Origin of the sequence: Candidatus Centipeda massiliensis (genome assembly GCF_900290285.1) — a bacterium.
Classification (GTDB): domain Bacteria; phylum Bacillota; class Negativicutes; order Selenomonadales; family Selenomonadaceae; genus Centipeda; species Centipeda massiliensis.
In genome coordinates this window covers 401,211-416,758 of record NZ_LT985755.1, presented here as the reverse complement: position 1 = coordinate 416,758, position 15,548 = coordinate 401,211, and the positions used below count along the sequence as shown (strand labels likewise).

Annotated in this window: 16 protein-coding genes; 14 read left to right on the top strand and 2 right to left on the bottom strand. The window is 56.2% G+C overall.

Annotated elements, in window-relative coordinates:
- Positions 1-29: 29 nt before the first annotated feature.
- The 13 genes from C8273_RS07990 to C8273_RS07930 all read left to right on the top strand — a co-directional run bounded on the left by C8273_RS07990 (position 30) and on the right by C8273_RS07930 (position 11,951).
- Positions 30-1,130 (top strand): methyl-accepting chemotaxis protein, encoded by a 1,101-nt coding sequence (locus C8273_RS07990; protein WP_106627205.1) that lies wholly within the window; start codon positions 30-32, stop codon positions 1,128-1,130.
- A gap of 115 nt (positions 1,131-1,245) precedes the next feature.
- Positions 1,246-1,734 (top strand): GNAT family N-acetyltransferase, encoded by a 489-nt coding sequence (locus tag C8273_RS07985; RefSeq protein WP_106627204.1) that lies wholly within the window; start codon positions 1,246-1,248, stop codon positions 1,732-1,734.
- A 123-nt stretch (positions 1,735-1,857) separates the two neighbouring features.
- Positions 1,858-2,517, top strand: a complete 660-nt coding sequence (locus C8273_RS07980; RefSeq protein ID WP_106627203.1) for an amino acid ABC transporter permease — start codon at positions 1,858-1,860, stop codon at positions 2,515-2,517.
- A complete protein-coding gene (locus C8273_RS07975) occupies positions 2,510-3,229 on the top strand; it encodes an amino acid ABC transporter ATP-binding protein (protein WP_106627202.1) in 720 nt (239 codons plus the stop codon). The genes C8273_RS07980 and C8273_RS07975 overlap by 8 nt, the downstream gene beginning before the upstream one ends.
- Positions 3,230-3,232: 3 nt before the next feature.
- Complete coding sequence (locus tag C8273_RS07970) at positions 3,233-4,117, top strand: DMT family transporter (protein WP_106627319.1); 885 nt, start codon at positions 3,233-3,235, stop codon at positions 4,115-4,117.
- Between the two features lie 30 nt (positions 4,118-4,147).
- Positions 4,148-5,128: a cell division protein FtsZ gene (locus C8273_RS07965; protein ID WP_106627201.1), complete on the top strand. Its 981-nt coding sequence runs from the start codon at positions 4,148-4,150 to the stop codon at positions 5,126-5,128.
- 32 nt (positions 5,129-5,160) lie between these two features.
- Positions 5,161-5,949, top strand: a complete 789-nt coding sequence (locus tag C8273_RS07960) for an HD domain-containing protein (RefSeq protein ID WP_106627200.1) — start codon at positions 5,161-5,163, stop codon at positions 5,947-5,949.
- 27 nt (positions 5,950-5,976) lie between these two features.
- Positions 5,977-7,644 (top strand): glutamine--tRNA ligase/YqeY domain fusion protein, encoded by a 1,668-nt coding sequence (locus C8273_RS07955; RefSeq protein ID WP_106627199.1) that lies wholly within the window; start codon positions 5,977-5,979, stop codon positions 7,642-7,644.
- A gap of 55 nt (positions 7,645-7,699) precedes the next feature.
- Positions 7,700-7,996: a hypothetical protein gene (locus tag C8273_RS07950; RefSeq protein ID WP_106627198.1), complete on the top strand. Its 297-nt coding sequence runs from the start codon at positions 7,700-7,702 to the stop codon at positions 7,994-7,996.
- Between the two features lie 32 nt (positions 7,997-8,028).
- Positions 8,029-9,315, top strand: a complete 1,287-nt coding sequence (locus tag C8273_RS07945) for an ArsB/NhaD family transporter (protein WP_106627197.1) — start codon at positions 8,029-8,031, stop codon at positions 9,313-9,315.
- Between the two features lie 94 nt (positions 9,316-9,409).
- Positions 9,410-10,336 (top strand): DUF1848 domain-containing protein, encoded by a 927-nt coding sequence (locus C8273_RS07940; protein ID WP_106627196.1) that lies wholly within the window; start codon positions 9,410-9,412, stop codon positions 10,334-10,336.
- 453 nt (positions 10,337-10,789) lie between these two features.
- Positions 10,790-11,086 (top strand): zinc-ribbon domain containing protein, encoded by a 297-nt coding sequence (locus C8273_RS07935; RefSeq protein ID WP_106627195.1) that lies wholly within the window; start codon positions 10,790-10,792, stop codon positions 11,084-11,086.
- A gap of 94 nt (positions 11,087-11,180) precedes the next feature.
- The gene (locus tag C8273_RS07930; protein ID WP_106627194.1) at positions 11,181-11,951 is read left to right on the top strand and encodes a basic amino acid ABC transporter substrate-binding protein; all 771 of its coding nucleotides are present in this window, start codon (positions 11,181-11,183) and stop codon (positions 11,949-11,951) included.
- A gap of 65 nt (positions 11,952-12,016) precedes the next feature.
- Here the strand turns inward: C8273_RS07930 and C8273_RS07925 are convergent, their stop codons facing one another.
- Both C8273_RS07925 and uraA read right to left on the bottom strand, forming a co-directional pair.
- Positions 12,017-12,883: an RluA family pseudouridine synthase gene (locus C8273_RS07925; RefSeq protein ID WP_106627193.1), complete on the bottom strand. Its 867-nt coding sequence runs from the start codon at positions 12,881-12,883 to the stop codon at positions 12,017-12,019.
- Positions 12,880-14,139 (bottom strand): uracil permease, encoded by a 1,260-nt coding sequence (gene uraA / locus C8273_RS07920; RefSeq protein ID WP_106627192.1) that lies wholly within the window; start codon positions 14,137-14,139, stop codon positions 12,880-12,882. The genes C8273_RS07925 and uraA overlap by 4 nt, the downstream gene beginning before the upstream one ends.
- 410 nt (positions 14,140-14,549) lie before the next feature.
- On the opposite strand from uraA, the gene C8273_RS07915 reads away from it, so the two are divergent.
- A complete protein-coding gene (locus tag C8273_RS07915; protein ID WP_106627191.1) occupies positions 14,550-15,515 on the top strand; it encodes a type I phosphomannose isomerase catalytic subunit in 966 nt (321 codons plus the stop codon).
- The last annotated feature ends 33 nt before the right edge of the window (positions 15,516-15,548 follow it).

Sequence of the window (15,548 nt, the reverse complement as noted above, 5' to 3'; positions counted from 1 at the left end):
AGGGCGTAATGCTTTTTGGAGGGAATGCAATGTTTGACAAGAACAGCGCTGCAGCCGGGGCGCAGGATCTGGCGGGGACGATACAGAATATCGTCGCAGGACATGAGAAGAACGAACTCTTTACGAAGCTACGTGGCAGTGAGCCGTTTGCGGCTGAACTCAATGCGCTGATTGACTGCATGAATGAGGAACTTGAGTATCAGCGGTTCCGTCTTCGTACGGTCAATGAGGCGATCAACTCCGGCATGTGGTACATGAAGATCAAGCCGGACTTCAGCATCGACTATGCAATCTGGTCGGATGAGTTCCGCCGCATGGTCGGGTTCCGCGGAGAGTCTGATTTTCCGAATACAGTGGAGGCGTGGAGTTCACGTCTGCACCCGGACGATGTGGAGGGGACATTTTCCTCCTTTAACGCCTGCATCAAGGATCTCAGCGGGCGCACTCCGTACGATGTGGACTACCGTCTGAAGGTACACGACGGCAGCTATCGTTGGTTTCATGCCTCTGGCAATGTTGTGCGCGACAGAAGCGGACATCCGGAGGAGATCATCGGCGTCTTTATCGATATCGACGAGGAGAAGCGGAAATCAGAGGCGTTGGATCAGACATCGCGGAAGAAGGAAAAATTCTACGGCGAGCTTGAGACGATGCTCAGCAGTCTGTATGCGTCCATCGACACGATTACAGAGAGTGTGAGCCAAACGATGGAGCGCACGATGGAGATCTCGAGCGTACAGGAGGAGATCACGAAGGCGGCGGAGGATACGCGCAGCCAGACGGAGAACACACTCAAGATGTCTGAGCTTGTCATGACGATCTCGAAGCAGACGAACCTTCTCTCGCTGAATGCCTCCATTGAGGCTGCCCGCGCGGGCGAGGCAGGGCGCGGCTTCTCTGTTGTGGCGGAGGAGGTCGGGAAACTTGCTGACAGCAGCCGCGATGCAGCAAGCAAAATTCTTGAAGAACTCGGCTCTATGGGAAAGGCGGCAAATCATATTGCCGAGCGCATCAAGTCCATCAACGGTCTGATCGAGAATCAGGCGGCGAACATGAAGGAGATCAGTGCGTCCGTTGAGGAGGCAAAGGCGATATCCGACAGCATCGAGGCGCTGTCCAAGAAGCTGTGATTTGCAGGCATCGGCATTGACTTGAAAACAATAGCAGTCCCCCATAAGCAGCATCGTTCTGTGTGCTTATGGGGGAAATTTCATTCACTGAATGAAATAAAATGGGGATGAGAAGATGGCAAGTGAGATTATACTTCGTACCTATCAGCCGGGAGATCCAAGCAAGGTTTGTTATTTTCAATACGAACTCTACAGGCGTCAGTATGGTTTCAACGGGTTTTATGAGCAGGAGATGCTGCGCGGGATGGTGGAACTCTACGATGATTTGGAGGGTAGTCAGATGTGGATTGCCGAGCTTGATGGGAAGATGATTGGCGATATTGCAGTCATCAAAAAGGGCGCGGATAGGGCACAGCTGCGCTGGCTCGGCGTAGATATGGATGTGCAGGGTCATGGGCTTGGAAATCGCCTGCTGGCGGAGGCGATTTCTTTTTGCCACAAGAAAGGTTATCGCCACCTTTTTTTGGGGACGCTTGATATACTGAAACCTGCACGCCATCTTTATGCTAAGTTTGGATTTCATCGGACAAAGAGCGAAGCCTATAATGAATGGGACAAAAATAGAGATATGTGTCGTGAGATTTGGGAATGCGAATTGACATAGCGATCGACAAAGGGCGCGAATTTATTGACACCACTCTGTGATTGAAATATAATATGGAGAACGGCTATTTATGCATGATTATCATGGGAATTATCAATTCCTGCGGGGAGAATGGATGGTCTTATGAATTTTGATATGAATCTCGTCGTTAACTCATTTCCGCTGCTGCTCATCGGCGCGGGGGTTACGATCCAGATCACGGTGCTCTCGACAGCGATTGGCTTTGTGATTGGTCTGATCGTGGGTGTGGCGCGTATCTCGAATCTGCGCGTGCTGCGTATGCTCGCGGAGGTCTATGTGGAGTTCTTCCGTGGGACGCCGCTGCTCGTGCAGATCTTTCTCTTTTACTTCGCGCTGCCCGTCATTACGGGGCAGCGCATCGATCCCTTCATTGCGGCGATCTCGGCGTGCGGGATCAACTCGGGCGCATACGTGGCGGAAATCTTTCGCGCGGGCATTCAGTCCGTGGACGACGGGCAGATGGAGGCGGGGCGCTCGCTCGGCATGACGTGGCTGCAGACCATGCGCTACATCATTGTGCCGCAGGCATTCAAACGCGTTATCCCGCCGCTCGGCAACGAGTTCATCGCCATGCTCAAGGACTCGTCTCTCGTCTCGGTCATCGGCTTCGAGGAGCTGACGCGTCGGGGGCAGCTCATCATTGCAAAGACGTACGGCTCGTTTGAAATCTGGATGAGCGTCGCCGTCATCTATCTTGTCATGACGCTGACCATCTCGCGCTTTGTCGCATATCTGGAACGGAGGTATCGCGTCCATGATTGAGATCAAGGGACTGCGTAAGGCATTTGGCACGGACGAAGTGCTGAAGGGGATCGATCTCTCGATTGATGAGAAAGAGGTCGTTGTTATCATCGGTCCTTCGGGTTCGGGCAAGAGCACGCTGCTGCGCTGCATGAACCATCTTGAGGAGCCGACGGGGGGCGAGGTCGTCGTTGACGGCATCACGCTCTCAAGTGAGGCGAATATCAACAAGGTGCGCGAAGAGGTCGGCATGGTGTTCCAGCGGTTCAACCTCTTTCCGCACATGACGGTACTTGAAAATATCATGCTCGCGCCGATGAAGGTGAAGCACGTCGCACGCGATGCGGCGGAGAAAACGGCGCGGGAGCTGCTCGCGCGCGTGGGGCTTGCGGAGAAGGCGGATGCCTACCCCGACAATCTCTCGGGCGGTCAGCAGCAGCGCGTGGCAATCGCCCGTGCGCTCGCCATGCACCCGAAGGTCATGCTTTTCGATGAGCCGACTTCGGCACTCGATCCCGAGATGGTCGGCGAGGTGCTCGATGTCATGCGTGCGCTTGCAAACGAGGGTATGACGATGGTTATTGTGACGCATGAGATGGGCTTTGCCCGCGAGGTGGGCGACCGTCTGCTCTTCGTGGACGAGGGGCGCATCATTGAGTCGGGCGTCCCGCGCGAGGTGTTTGAGAACCCAAAGGAGGAGCGCACGCGCAGCTTCCTGTCGAAGGTGCTCTGATTGATGCATCTGCGCGGGACGTTGATGCTGCTGGCAGCATCGTTTTTTTGGGGCACGACCTTTGTTGCCCAGATCCTTGGGATGGAGGGGCTCGGTCCCTACACCTACGCAGCTTCACGCTTTGCACTTGGCGTTCTCTTCATTGGGGCTCTGTGGTTTCTCTACCGCGACAAGCGTGCGGCGCAGAGGCGCGCGGGGACATTTCGCTCGGGCTTTCGCGCGGGGATTCCCGTGGGGCTTGCCATGTTTGTCGGCGTGACGCTCCAACAGGTCGCGCTCCTCTACACAACGGCGGGCAAAACGGCGTTCATCACAACGCTCTACATTGTGCTTGTACCGCTCGCCGCCGTTCTGCTCGGACAGCGTGTCCGCGCGGTGCAGTGGGGCGGCGCAATCCTTGCGTTTGCGGGGGTTTACTTCCTCTCTGCATACGGAGAACGTTCGATCAACACGGGCGATCTGCTTGTCCTCATCTGTTCCTTCTTTTGGATGGCGCAGATTCTCTTGATTGACCGCTATGCACGCGCCGTCGATGCGATTGAGCTCTGCTTTATGCAGATGATTGTCTGTACCGTTGGCAGTGCTGCTCTTGCTGCAATCTACGAAAGTTTTGCGTGGAGCGATCTCTGGAGTGCGGCAGTTCCAATCCTTTACGCCGGCCTGTTCTCCTGCGGTGTTGCCTATACCTGTCAGATTCTAGGGCAGGCGTATGTAGAGCCAACGCAGGCGGCGATCCTCATGTCGACGGAGGCGATCTTTGCCGCCGTGGCGGGATGGATTATCCTCGGGGAGACGATGAGCGGCGTTCAGATGATGGGCTGTGCGCTCCTCCTCGGCGGTGCGCTTATGGCACAGGTACGCGGGACAGGGAAAATGCGGAACAACTGATGGAATCGGTACTTCGATAGGAGTATGTATATGCCGGCAGCTGAAATCATCAAACCAAAAATCACAATAAAGGTGGTCGGCGTGGGCGGCGGCGGCAACAATATCGTGCGCTGTGTGCGCGAAAAATACGATCTCGATATGACGCTCATCGGCATCAATTCCGATCTGCGGCAGCTGAATACACTGCATAAGCAGGGGATTGCGGTTCTGCCCGTCGGCGAGAAAATGACGAACGGACGCGGCACGGGCGGACGGGTCGAGATTGCCGAGCAGGCGGCGCGTGATGAGGAGAAGGCGATACGCGGGATGATCGCAGGAGCCGATCTCGTCATCATTGCAGCGACGATGGGCGGCGGGTTCGGGACGGGTGCAGCGCCTATTGTGGCAGAGATCGCGCAGGATATGGGCATCCTCACGATTGGTGTCGTGACCACACCGTTCCACTTCGAGATGGCGCGCAAAATGCAGACGGCGCAGGCGGGAATCGCTCAAATGGAGGGGCATACGGACGCCTTTATCACCATTCGCAACGACAATCTCCTCAAGATTGCACCTGACCGTACGATGTCCTTTGTCGATGCCTTTGCCCTCGCGGATGAGGTGCTGCGGCATACCGTTGGCTGCGTAGCGGAGCTGATTCTTACCACTGGGGTTATCAATGTCGATTTTGCGGATGTGACGACGATCTTTCGGCAGAGTCCATCGAGTGATGCCCTGCTCGCCATCGGCGTGGCTGAGACACCGCAGAAGGCCGTGCAAAGGGCGGTTGAAAGCCCTCTGCTCGACCGTGATGTCGTAGGCGCGCGCGGCGTTGTGCTGAATCTCACGGGTGATCCCACGATGAGTCTGCGCGATGTCGATGAGGCGGTGCACTATATTCGTAAGAGCGCCCATCCTGAGGTCAACGTGATCGTGGGACTCGTCGTCCAGGAGGAGATGGCGGGAAAGGTGCAGGCGACGCTCATTGCGACGGATTTTGACGATACGTATATCCCTGTTTCTGAGGGCTGATTGGCAGGAAGTATGTGAAAGGAGGAACGCAGATGAAGGAGCTTCTGCACGAGATGCACCGATGGATGAATGACTATATGCGTTCCTTTCGTACGGATGATCCCGAGGTCATGCGCGGAATTCGGCTCAAAGAGATTCACACGGGCTATGTTACGACGAATGCGCGTGCACTTGCAAAGTTTCTCGGATGCAATGCGCACGACACGGCACTCGCCGAGATCATTGGACTTTTTCACGATGTGGGGCGGTTCCGACAGTATGCCATTTATCAGACGTTCAACGATGCCGCCTCAGAGGATCATGCCGAACTCGGGTTGAAGGTGCTCGCAGAGGAAGTGGACTTTCTGGAGCGGCTCACACCCGCGGATGCGGACATTGTGCGCTTTGCGATAAAATACCACAATAAGAAGGAAATTGCACCGACGGACGATGAGCGAAAGCTGTTTTTTGCCAAGGTGATCCGCGACGCGGACAAGCTTGACATCTATCGTGTCCTCCTGCCGTTTCTCGCGCCCGATGGGGCGGAGAAAGCGCCGAACTTCGTGCCGTCGGATGCAGCACAGGAGGTTAGCCCTGACTTCGTGGCAGACTTCGCGGCGGGACGACAGGCGGACTACTATCGCCTGCGCACGCATGGTGATCGCAAGATCGTACGGCTCATGTGGATCTATGACATCAATTTCATGTGGACACTGCGCCGCATTGTGGATCGTGGCTATGTGGACGCCTTTATTGAGAGCCTTCCGGTGCAGGAGGGGATTGCCGAGGGCGTCGCGCACCTGCGTGCCTATATCGAACGGTGCTGCGCACGGAACGATTGATTGGAATTATACGGATAGAGGGATACCATGGCAGACGTAAAGACATCGAATTTTATCCGCAATATCATCGACGAGGATCTGCGTGCAGGACGGCACGCGGAGGGCATTCATACGCGCTTTCCGCCCGAGCCGAACGGCTATCTGCACGTTGGACACGCAAAGTCTATCTGTCTCAACTTCGGCGTAGCAGAGGACTACAATGGGCTCTGCAATCTGCGCTTTGACGATACGAATCCGACGAAGGAGGATGTCGAGTATGTGGACTCCATTCAGGAGGATATCCGCTGGCTTGGCTTCTCGTGGGGGGATCGCCGTTTCTACGCGTCAGATTACTTCAAGCAGATGTATACTTATGCCGTCTCGCTGATTCAAAAAGGACTTGCATACGTAGATGATCTCTCGGCAGATGAGATTCGTGCGCATCGCGGCACACTGACCGAGCCGGGGAGGGAAAGTCCGTACCGCAATCGCTCCGTGGAGGAGAATCTCGACCTCTTCACGCGCATGCGTGCGGGAGAGTTCCCAGATGGCGCGCGCGTCCTGCGTGCAAAGATTGACATGGCATCGCCGAATCTCGTCATGCGCGACACGGTGATTTACCGTATCGCCCATGTGCCGCATCATCGGACGGGCGATCAGTGGTGCATCTATCCAATGTACGATTTCGCGCACCCAATCTCGGATGCAATCGAGGGGATTACGCACTCGCTGTGCACCCTCGAATTTGAAGAGCATCGTCCATTCTATGACTGGCTGCTTGAGTCTCTTGGGTTTCCGGCAGGAGAGCGTCCGCGCCAGATTGAGTTCGCACGGCTCAATCTATCGGGGGCGATCACAAGCAAGCGCAAGCTGCGTCAGCTCGTCGAGGAGGGACATGTGCGCGGCTGGGATGATCCGCGTATGCCGACCATCTCTGGGATGCGCCGCCGCGGCTACCCGCCCGCGGCTGTGCGCGCGTTCTGCGAGGAGATTGGCGTCGCCAAGAGCAACAGTACGGTAGACAACGCCATGCTTGAGCACAGCGTACGCGACGAGCTGAATCGCAATGCGCCGCGTGTGATGGCTGTCTTGCGTCCGGTCAAGCTTGTTCTCATCAACTACCCAGAGGGGGAGACTGAATATCTGCTCGCGGAGAACAGCCCCACGCATGGGGGGCAGCGCTATGTGCCGTTTGCGCGGGAACTCTACATCGACCGCGAGGACTTTATGGAGGATGCGCCGAAGAAGTTCTTCCGTCTGAAGCCGGGCGGTGAGGTGCGTCTCAAGCACGCCTACATCATCAAATGCGAGGAAGTCATAAAGGATGCGGCGGGGGAAATTACGGAGCTGCGCTGCACCTATGATCCAGAGACGCGCAGCGGCGGTGCTGCGGCAAACCGCAAGGTCAAGGGGACGATTCAGTGGGTTGCGGCAGAGCACGCGCTCACGGCGGAGGTGCGCCTCTACGAGAGCCTTTTGCGTGATATACCTGAGGGCGAGGAGGAGCCGGCACATTTCATTGACGCGCTCAATCCGCACTCGCTTGAGATCCTGACGGACGCGAAGGTCGAGCCCAGCGTCCGCCTCACGGCGGCAGGAGCACACTACCAATTCCTGCGCGTCGGCTACTTTGTGGTTGACCCGGATACTACACCGGATCATATCGTATTCAATCGCGTGGTCGGGCTGAAGGACACATGGAGCAAGGTAAAGTGATCCCCACTGCGTGTCTGTCATGTCGCCCGATGCGGGTGGCATAAGGAGGTTTGCTGTGGCAAAGATACCGAAGAACCGGTCGGACAAAGATATGATGCAAGGCTTTGAGGAGGAGGAGACCCTCGCAGAAGTCCTGTTGAGAAAGGAACGGCAGGCGGAGGAACGCGCACGCGCAAGTGCAGCGCAGGAACCTCCTGCCGACCTTGCCCGTGCAGGGCTTTCCTCTGCACAGGTGGATGAGCTTGGTCGCGTACTGATGGAGCTGAAGCTGATGTTGGCGCAGGAAGGCGTGCAGCATTATAAGCTTAAAATTCAGCGCAAGGACCGGCAGGTGATTATCACGGCAACGTGATGGATTTCTCGTAACGAGAAGAAGGATGTGTAATGATGGAAAATGCAACGATTGTGGCGATTGTCATCTTCGTCATCGCGTACGCGCTCATCATCTCTGAAAAGGTGCACCGCACCATCGTCGGACTGTTCGGCGCAATGCTTATGATCCTCTGTGGAATCATCGAGCAGGAGACCGCTGTCCACCATATCGACTTCAATACGCTGGGGCTCCTCATGGGTATGATGATCATTGTGAACATCACGAGTGAGACGGGACTGTTCAACTTCCTCGCAATATGGGCGGCGCAGAAGGTAAAGGCACAGCCGATCGCGCTCCTCGTCGTTCTCTCGACCATTACGATGGTCTGCTCGGCACTCCTCGACAACGTCACAACGGTTTTGCTGACCGTGCCCATCACATTCAGTATTACATCACAACTCAAGGTCGATGTTATGCCGTACCTTATCTCACAGATTCTGGCATCCAACATTGGTGGTACGGCGACGCTCATCGGTGACCCGCCGAACATCATGATCGGCAGTGCTGTCGGACTTGATTTCATGGCATTCGTGGAAAATCTGACACTCATCTCAATCATTATCTTTATCTTGGTACAATTCATACTTATTGCCCTCTACCACAAAGGTCTGCATACCCAGCCGGAGCTTCAGGACAAGATCATGCGGCTGCCTGCCAGTGCGCAGATTACGGATCACAGCCTCCTGAAGAAATGCCTTGCGGTCATCTTTCTCACAATCTCGCTCTTTGTCCTGCATGGAAGTCTTGGCCTTGAGTCTGCGACCGTCGCCCTCTCAGGTGCGGGGCTGCTGCTGCTCCTCACGGCGACGCGCGACGAGGAGACGATCGTGAAGGTACTCTCCAAGATCGAGTGGCCGGCAATCTTTTTCTTTGGCGGTCTGTTTATTCTCGTCGGTGCACTTGTTGAGACGGGCGTGATCCGTATGCTCGCAGCTGAGGCAATTAAGGCGACGGGCGGCAATGTCGACGCGACGGCAATCCTCATCCTCTGGATGAGTGCATTCGCATCGGCGTTCATCGACAATATCCCGTTTGTTGCGACGCTTATACCGCTCATTCAGGACATGGGCGAGATGGGGCTTACGAATCTCGATCCAATGTGGTGGTCGCTTGCACTTGGCGCCTGCCTTGGCGGCAACGGTACGCTCATCGGTGCGAGCGCGAATGTCGTTGTCGCCTCCATGTCGGCGCAGCGCGGCCGCCCGATCTCCTTTCTCGGCTTTATGAAGGTCGCATTCCCCGTCATGATCTTCACCATCATCGTCTCGAATATCTACGTCTGGATTCGTTATCTCTGAACGATTCGTGCGATGGCATCCCCGATTGCAGCGGCAGTCGGGGATTTATCTTTGCGCTTGTTTGTGTTACGCTATGGAAAAAGGGGGGAGGATCATGATTCTGCATACGGGGATGCGTACGGATATTCCCGCGTTCTACACGCCGTGGTTCGTCAATCGTCTGCGTGCGGGCGAGGTGTGTGTGCGCAACCCGTACAATGAGCAGCAGGTCACGCGCTATCGTCTCGATCCGTCCGTCGTCGACCTCATTGCCTTCTGTACGAAGAATCCCGCGCCCATGCTCCCCTATATGAATCTCCTCGCGCCGTTCGGGCAGTTCTGGTACGTCACGATCACGCCCTACGGCAGAGATATCGAGCCGAACGTTCCGCCGTGGCAGGAGGTTGCACGCACGTTTCGTCGGCTCTCGGAGATTGTCGGTACGCACGCGATTGGCTGGCGCTACGATCCCATCATCATCGACGAACGGCATACGCTTGATTGGCACCGACAGATATTTGCGCAGATGGCGGAGATTCTTGCCGGGGCGACGCAGATGGTTGTCATCAGCTTTCTCATGCGCTACGCCAAGACGCGGCGCAACTTCCCCGAGGGGCGCGATGTTGCGCACGCAGAGCGGATTGAACTCGGCGCATCCATCGTTGAGACGGCGAAAGCGCATGGCATGACCGTCTACCCGTGCGGCAGCGGGGATGAACTTGCCGTATGCGGTGCGGACACGGGTGGCTGCATGACGCCGCGCATCTACGAGCGTGCGCTCGAACGGCGCATTCGCTTCCCGAAGTATCAGCGGCAGCGCAAGGAGTGTGACTGCTACCTCGGCGCGGACATTGGTGCGTATGACAGCTGCCCGCATCTCTGTCGCTACTGCTATGCAAATACGAATTGCGCGCGTGTCGCAAAAAACAGATGCCGCCATGACCCCGCATCGCCCTTTCTGATCGGACATGCGGAGAAGGGTGACCGTATCCATGAGGCGCAGCAGGAAAGCTGGTTGGAGGTGCAGGAGTGCCTGTTTTGACCGATCATTTCAGGCATAGAAAAATGAAACTATGATAAAAGTTCCGGACAAAAGAAAATGCAGTACTCCTAAGCAAACCCTAGTGGAGCAAGCGGCGTAGAGTGTGCGACCCGCCCCCTGCGGATTTTAATCGTTCAAGCGCAGCGCGTTTGGAATCCGCAGGTATTTAGGCGGATGAGCACACGTCCGCTTGCGTAACGAGGGTTCTGCGTGGAGTGCGCATCGCGCATCCGTAACAGTTGCCATAGACTCGAAAAAATGCTTGCACTTTATGAAAAACATCTGTATAATACAGAGCGTTGAAATCCGTTCCTCAAGACCTGATAGTCGTTCAATGAACGTGTGAAGCCTTGTATATGTAAGCAAGCTTTGCTGTACCATAATCTCAGTGAACGCTTTCCCAGTTCGGCGAATGGAGAGACTCTATATTTATTCAAGGGAGATTGTGGAAGAATGGCATTTGAAGACAAGACACTCGTATGCAAGGAATGCGGCAGCAACTTCGTATTCACCGCTGGTGAGCAGGAGTTCTACGCAGAGAAGGGCTTTGAGAACGAGCCGGCACGCTGCCGTGATTGCCGCGACAAGCGTCGCCGTGGTCGTGACGAGCAGAGCAGCGGCGAGCGCCAGATGTTCCATGTGGTCTGTGCCGAGTGCGGCAAGGACACGGAAGTCCCGTTCGAGCCGAAGACGGATCGTCCGGTCTACTGCCGCGACTGCTTCAACGCGAAGCGCGCAGCACGTTTCTAAGGAGTTTAAGGGGCACAGCCCCCTTCATGGAGGGATTGTTGCAGTTATTGCGGCATCCCTCCTTTGATTTTATCTCACTTGAGGAGGTTTCCCTATGAAACTGAAAAAATTGGCACTCATTCTGACCGGCGCTCTCGTGAGCCTCGCTCTCGTTGGCTGCGGTGGCGGCGATCAGGCAAAGCAGGAGGCAAAGGTGCTCCGCGTCGGTTCTGCAATCGACTTTGCACCGTTTGAGTTCCAGGACGAGGGACAGAAGGACTATCAGGGCTTTGATATGGATCTCATCCGTGCCGTCGCGAAGGAGATGGGCAGTGAGGCAGAGATTCAGAACATCGGCTTTGACGGGCTGATCCCCGCATTGCAGGCAAAGAACATCGATGTCATCATCAGCGGCATGACGATCAATGATGAGCGCAAACAGAAGGTGAGCTTCTCCGATCCGTACTACCAGTCGGGACTCACGATGGTTGTGCGCAGCGATGAGGAGGCGATTAAGTCCTTCAAGGATCTCAAGGGACACAAGGTCGCCGTCCAGATCGGCACGACGAGTGCGAACATGGTCAAGGAGATGGAGGGCGTTACAGTCACAGAGCTCAACACCCCTGCTGATTGCTTTATGGAGCTGAAGGCGCGCGGTGTGGATGCGGTCGTCAACGACCGCCCCGTCAACGACTACTACATCAAGCAGTCGCAGGCAGTCGGCGTGAAGTCGCTTGAGGACAAGCTCTCTGCGGAGGACTACGGCATCGCGATGGCGAAGGATAACGCAGACCTCCAGAAGAAGATCAACGAGGCGCTCAAGAAGCTGCACGATAACGGCGAATACGACAAAATCTATCAGAAGTGGTTCGGCGCAAGCAAGTAAAGGAATCACTGAATAACAAAAAGCACCGCAGACGGAATGCTACCGTCTACGGTGCTTTTCTATCGTTATAATGATAGAATACGTGCCATATCCTCCGGCAGAGGGCTTGTGACCGTCAGATTTTCATGCGTGCGCGGATGTGTGAGCGTAAGCTGCGCCGAGTGGAGGGCGTGACGTGTCATCAGTTCTGTGCTGCCGCCGTAGAGGTCGTCCCCGAGCAGGGGATGTCCGAGGTGGGCGAGGTGCACGCGGATCTGGTGGGTGCGCCCTGTTTCAAGGCGAAGGCGCAGGAGTGTATGACTGCCGTTTGTCCACTCCGTTTTGTAATGGGTACGCGCCGGCTTTCCATCGGGAGAAACGCGGCGCAGGATGATGCTTGGCAGCGCACGCGCTATCGGCGCATCGACTGTGCCCGCTTTTGGTGTGAGCAGTCCCTCAATCAGGGCAAGGTACGTGCGCGTCAGCGTGTTCTGCTTTGCAATTTGATACTGTGTTTCGGGATGCTTTGCAATCAGCAGGAGTCCCGTCGTATTGCGGTCGAGGCGGTGACACGGATGAAAGTCAAGCTGTGTGCCGCGCGCCGCGTAGAGTCCAAGGACTGCGTTGGCAACAGTTCCGTGTGCCTCCCTCGTCGTAGGATGAACAAGCTGTCCTGCGGGCTTGTCGAGGACGAGGAGATCCTCGTCCTCGTAAATGATCGCAAGGGGGAGTTGTTCGGGGATGACCGAAGAAATGATTGGTAGCTCGTATGAGACAATATCTCCTGCGCGCAGCATGGTACGCGCGGCGATGGCAGGCATACCGTTCACGGTGAAGGTGCCGCTGTGCTTGATCCGCTTCCAGAGCCCCGACGAAATGCCGCATACGCGCATCAGATATGTCTTTGCGGGGCAAATTTCACCCTCCGGCAGTGCGACAATGTGCTCCGTCATTCGCTCTGCTTTTGTTCCTGCCCGCGCAGGGCGAGGATGATGCGGAAGGAGATGGAGAGGATGATGGCGATGACGGTTGCGAGCGCCATACCGCGCAGCGTGACCGTGCCGATGGTGAGGCTCGCCGTCGATACACCAACGCCCATGACGATGGAGGTGAGGAGGAGGTTCATCGGATTGTTGTAGTCCACCTTCGCCTCGACGAGAATGCGGATGCCGGAGGCGGCGATGACACCGAAGAGCAGCATGGAAACGCCGCCCATGACGGGCGTTGGAATGCTCTGAATGAGTGCGGCGAGCTTGCCGAGACAGGAGAGCAGGATCGCGAAGATCGCCGCACCGCCAATGACCCATGTGGAGTAGACTTTCGTGATGGCGAGGACACCGATGTTCTCACCGTACGTTGTATTCGGCGTCGAGCCGAAGAAGCCGGAGAAGATCGTCGAAATGCCGTTGCCGAGGAGGGAACGGTCGAGTCCCGGATCCTTTGCAAGGTTGCGTCCGACAATGTTGCCCGTCACGATGAGATGTCCGATATGCTCGACGATGACGACGATGGAGGCGGGCAGGATGATGAGGATCGCGCGCAGGTCGAACTCCGGCGTGTAGATGGTCGGCAGCGCCAGCCACGGCGCACTCTCGACGTGCGAGAGATCGACAATTCCCACACAGAATGCGATGATGTAGCCCGCGACTACGCCGATGAGAATCGGGATGATGGAGAGGAAGCCGCGGAACGCCATTGAGGCGAAGATGGTGATGGCAAGGGTTGCGATTGAGACGAAGATGACGGTGGCATCCGTGTTTTCCCCTGTCAGTCCCGACATATTTGCCGCCGTCGGCATGAGTTCGAGTCCGATGACCGCAACGATCGCGCCCATCGAGGCGGGCGGGAAGATCACGTCGATCCAGCTTGTCCCGATGGTGTGCACGATGAAGCTGACCACACAGAATACAATGCCGACGACGATGAAGCCGCCGAGCGCCGCCTCGTAGCTGTACTGCGAGAGTACGAGAAAGACGGGCGAGAGAAACGCGAAGCTCGAACCAAGATAGGCGGGAATTTTCCCCTTGCAGAGAATCAGGTAGAAGAGCGTGCCGATGCCGTTGAAGAGCAGCACGGTCGCGGGGTTGACGTGGAACAGGATCGGAACGAGCACCGTCGAGCCGAACATCGCGAAGAGGTGCTGCAGCGAAAGGGGGATGGTCGTCAGGAGCGGCGGACGCTCCGTTGTATCAATCGTCTTTTGGGACATAAGATCACTCCGTTTCAGATGGATTGTGGAAGTTTGAATACATAAAGCCCGCCTGCGGCAGGCGTCCTTATGATACCATAGACGGCGGCGGGGGACAATGACGATTTCGGGTCTATGATAAATGTTACGGATTCGCGATGCGTACTCCACGCAGAACCCTCGTTACGCAAGCGGACGTGTGCTCGTCCGCCTAAATACCTGCGGATTCCAAACGCGCTGCGCTTGAACGATTAAAATCCGCAGGGGGCGGGTCGCACACTCTACGCCGCTTGCTCCACTAGGGCTTGCTTAGGAGTACCGCATTTTCTTTTGCTCGTAACATTTATCGTAGTGCCACGATTTCTGCCCCCCTTGCACTTTTTGACAGGATTCGGTAAGATAGTCCAATGATCGTGAATAAGGAGTGACCTATGAAATACCCGATGAAACTCAAAGCGCCGCTCAAGGATTATCTCTGGGGCGGAACGCGGCTGAGGGACGAATACGGAAAAGAAACACAGCTGACGAAAGTTGCCGAGAGTTGGGAACTCGCCTGTCATAAGGATGGCATGAGCGTGATCGCAAATGGTGCAGCAGCAGGACGGACACTTGCGGACTGGCTTGCGGCGGAAGGGGCGGGAGCGCTTGGAACGAAGGCGACGAAGTTTCCCTACTTCCCCCTACTCATCAAGCTGATTGACGCACATGACGATCTCTCTGTGCAGGTGCATCCTAACGATGACTATGCACTGCGCGTCGAGGGAGAATATGGCAAGACGGAACTGTGGTACGTTGTGGACGCCGCGGTTGGCGCGGAACTGCTCTATGGCTTCCAATACGAGATCACGAAGGAGGAGTTTCGCCGCCGCATTGAGGACAACAGTCTGCTCGATGTGGTGCGGCGCGTGCCGGTCAAGAAGGGGGATGTATTCTTCATCCCTGCGGGCACGCTCCATGCAATCGGCAAGGGCATCCTCATCTGCGAGATTCAGCAGAACTCGAACACGACATATCGGATCTATGACTATGGACGCATCGGAGCAGACGGCAAGCCGCGTGACCTCCATATCGAAAAGGCTCTCGATGTGACACGTCTCGCTCCCGTCACGCAGCATGCCGCCTCTGCCCCGCCGATTGACATTATTGCAGGAGCAGAGGTGCGCCTCCTCGCCGCGTGCGATTTCTTCACCGTCTATCATCTTGCAATCCAGGGGACGTGTGCGCTTTATGCGGGCGCGGATTCCTTTCAGTGCCTGACCGTACTGGACGGCAGACTGACGCTCCACGGCAATCGGGAGGAACTGTGTGTGCAGAAGGGCGCGTCGGTGTTCCTGCCGGCGGGGCTTGGACACTATGAACTGTGTGGGGACGGAGCGCTCATTCTTAGTAAAATATGACACGCGGGGCTTGACGGCTTTGCTATAATGAAA